Source organism: Rhodovulum sp. (assembly GCF_011048875.1).
In the GTDB taxonomy this organism is placed as follows: Bacteria; Pseudomonadota; Alphaproteobacteria; order Rhodobacterales; family Rhodobacteraceae; genus Rhodovulum; species Rhodovulum tesquicola.
Genome location: NZ_DSDD01000301.1, coordinates 1 through 2,218, shown reverse-complemented (window position 1 = coordinate 2,218; position 2,218 = coordinate 1). Strand labels below are relative to the sequence as shown.

Here is a 2,218-nt window from a genome sequence, read left to right as displayed (position 1 = left end):
TGTGGAGACGTATTGATGCTCACGCTCGACCTGACAAACGCGCCGCGCTGGCACGACCTTGCGCCCGGCGTCCGGGTGCAGCTGCGCCCGCTGACCACGGCGCTGATGGTGGCGACCCGGAGCGACGCCGCCGTCGAGGCTGTGCCTGACGAGGCCTCCGACGAGGAGCGTGCCGTCGCCTTCGCCAAGGCGCTCGCGCGCCGCGCCGTGCTCGGCTGGGAGGGCATCGGCGACACCGACGGCAATCCCATCGATCCCAGCTCCGAGGCCATCGATGCGCTGCTCGACGTCTGGCCGATCTTCGAGGCCTTCCAGCTGACCTACGTCTCGAAGGGCCTGCTGCTGGAACAGGAAAAAAACGCCTCCGCGCTCTCGCCGAATGGTCCTTCGGCGGGGGCGAGCGCTACTGCGAGGGTTGCGAACCCTGCGGAGCCTGCGCACAAGCCTGCCCGGACTGCCCGGCGCGGCTGAACCGTCCGGAAACGCCGGAGGGTTGGCAGGTCTGGGACCTGGTCGGCCGTCTCGGCGGGCAGCTCCGCGTACTGCCGGGCGCGGTGATCGGCTGGGACATGTCCGCCGCGCTGGCGCTCGGTGACGCCCTCGGCGTGCCGCCGCTCGCCATGGCCGAACTGCTGCCCGTCATCGAGGCGGTGATGGTGCGCAAGCTGAACGAGGAGATGGCGGCAAATGGCGACCCGGGGGTCAGGCCTTGATCTTCTCGATCAGCGTGACGCCGGGCAGTCCCTCGAAATGCTTGTCGCAGGTCAGGAGCGCCGCGTCATGCGCCCAGGCGGTCGCGAAGATGATCGCGTCCGCCGTCGCCAGCTTGTGCTCGCGGCAGGCCTCGGCAGCCGCGAGGGCGATCTCGGTGTCGAGCGGCACGACGGTGCAGACCTGCGTGAAGGCGATCACCTGATCGGCCTTGTCCTCGCCCGCCTCGCGGGTGAGCCATTTCGCCAGTTCCAGCTGGACCATGGTCGGCACTAGCCAGTCGGCCTGATCGGGCAGATGCCCGGCCAGCGTGTCGCCGGTAGGCGAGCCGATCAGCCATTCGATCCACGCCGACGTGTCGACGAGGATCATCAGAACCGGTCCGTCCGGTCGCGATAATCGGTGGCGGACGCGCCGCGCGCGAGACCCTTCAGCGCCTCGCGCTTCGGCACCGGCACAAGCAGGACGCCGGTGCCCTTGGGGATGAAGGCGAAGGTTAGCCCGGCCTCCCAATGCTGGGCGGCCCGGATCGCCTTGGGAATCGAGATCTGGAATTTCGAGGACAGCGTCGCGGTTTCGGCCATGGCCATACCTCCATTTGATCGATGGCTAAAACGTAAGACGCCAATGCAGCGAAAGCAAGGACTCTGACCGATGGCCGAAAAACGTGTCTCCGTCCGCCTTGCCGCAGTGGGCGGCCGGCAATTGCGCTCCGAGCTGGAGGGCGTCGGCGAAGCTGGCAAGCGCGGCTTCGGGCGGCTGAGTCAGGAGATGGAAGCCGCGAACCGGCGGCTGGCGGCCTTCTCGCGGCGGGTGCGCGTGGCCGCTGCTGCTGCGGTGGCTGCGGCCACGGCAGCCGGTGTCGCCATGGTCCGCTCCGGGCTCCAGACGGTGGATGCGCAGGCCAAGCTCGCGGCCTCCCTCGACACCACCGTCGCCAGCATCCAGGTGCTCGAACGCGCGGGCGATCTGGCGGGCGTGTCGATGGGTCAGGTCGAGCAGGCCACGGTCCAGCTGACCCGACGGCTCAGCCAGGCCGCCTCCGGCACGGGTCCTGCAGTCGAGGCGCTGCGCCGGCTGGGGCTCACGGCCGAGGATCTGCAGCGCCTGCCGCTCGACGCGCGCATCGCCGCGATCCAGCAGGCGCTGGGGCAATACGTGCCAGAGGCAGAGCGCGCGGCCGTGGCCTCCCAGCTCTTCGGTGATCGGGCGGCGCTCGTGTTCACGCGGATCGACACCGCGACGCTGCGCCAGGCGACAGAGGACGTGCTTGCCTTCGGGGTCGTTGTCTCGGAGCAGGATGCCGACCAGATCGAGCGGACGAACGATGCCATTTCCCGGCTCGGGCTGATCTGGCGCGGGCTGTCGAACCAGCTGGCGGTCGCTGCAGTATCCGTCTTGATCAAGCGGTTTTTTCAACCCAAGTCCGGTCGGCTTTGACAAGCGCGTTTGCCATTTCGATGAGCTTGCGCATGATGACAACGATAGCGACCTTGGCGGGTTTTCC

Annotated in this window: 4 protein-coding genes and 1 pseudogene; 3 read left to right on the top strand and 2 right to left on the bottom strand. The window is 68.4% G+C overall.

Annotation, left to right across the window (positions count from 1 at the left end):
* Positions 1-15 precede the first annotated feature (15 nt).
* Together ENN83_RS10515 and ENN83_RS17275 are read left to right on the top strand one after the other, a co-directional pair.
* Positions 16-471, top strand: a complete 456-nt coding sequence (locus ENN83_RS10515) for a hypothetical protein (protein ID WP_287186772.1) — start codon at positions 16-18, stop codon at positions 469-471.
* Positions 468-713: a DUF7697 family protein gene (locus ENN83_RS17275; protein ID WP_422662631.1), complete on the top strand. Its 246-nt coding sequence runs from the start codon at positions 468-470 to the stop codon at positions 711-713. The genes ENN83_RS10515 and ENN83_RS17275 overlap by 4 nt, the downstream gene beginning before the upstream one ends.
* Here the strand turns inward: ENN83_RS17275 and ENN83_RS10505 are convergent.
* Together ENN83_RS10505 and ENN83_RS10500 are read right to left on the bottom strand one after the other, a co-directional pair.
* The gene (locus tag ENN83_RS10505; RefSeq protein WP_287186768.1) at positions 703-1,083 is read right to left on the bottom strand and encodes a type II toxin-antitoxin system VapC family toxin; all 381 of its coding nucleotides are present in this window, start codon (positions 1,081-1,083) and stop codon (positions 703-705) included. The two genes, ENN83_RS17275 and ENN83_RS10505, sit on opposite strands and share 11 nt — an antisense overlap.
* On the bottom strand, positions 1,083-1,295 hold the full coding sequence (locus ENN83_RS10500) for an AbrB/MazE/SpoVT family DNA-binding domain-containing protein (protein ID WP_036179405.1): 213 nt from the start codon (positions 1,293-1,295) through the stop codon (positions 1,083-1,085). The genes ENN83_RS10505 and ENN83_RS10500 overlap by 1 nt, the downstream gene beginning before the upstream one ends.
* A 70-nt stretch (positions 1,296-1,365) precedes the next feature.
* On the opposite strand from ENN83_RS10500, the pseudogene ENN83_RS10495 reads away from it, so the two are divergent.
* Positions 1,366-2,112, top strand: a pseudogene (locus ENN83_RS10495) (phage tail tape measure protein); the annotation flags it as partial.
* Positions 2,113-2,218: the final 106 nt, after the last annotated feature.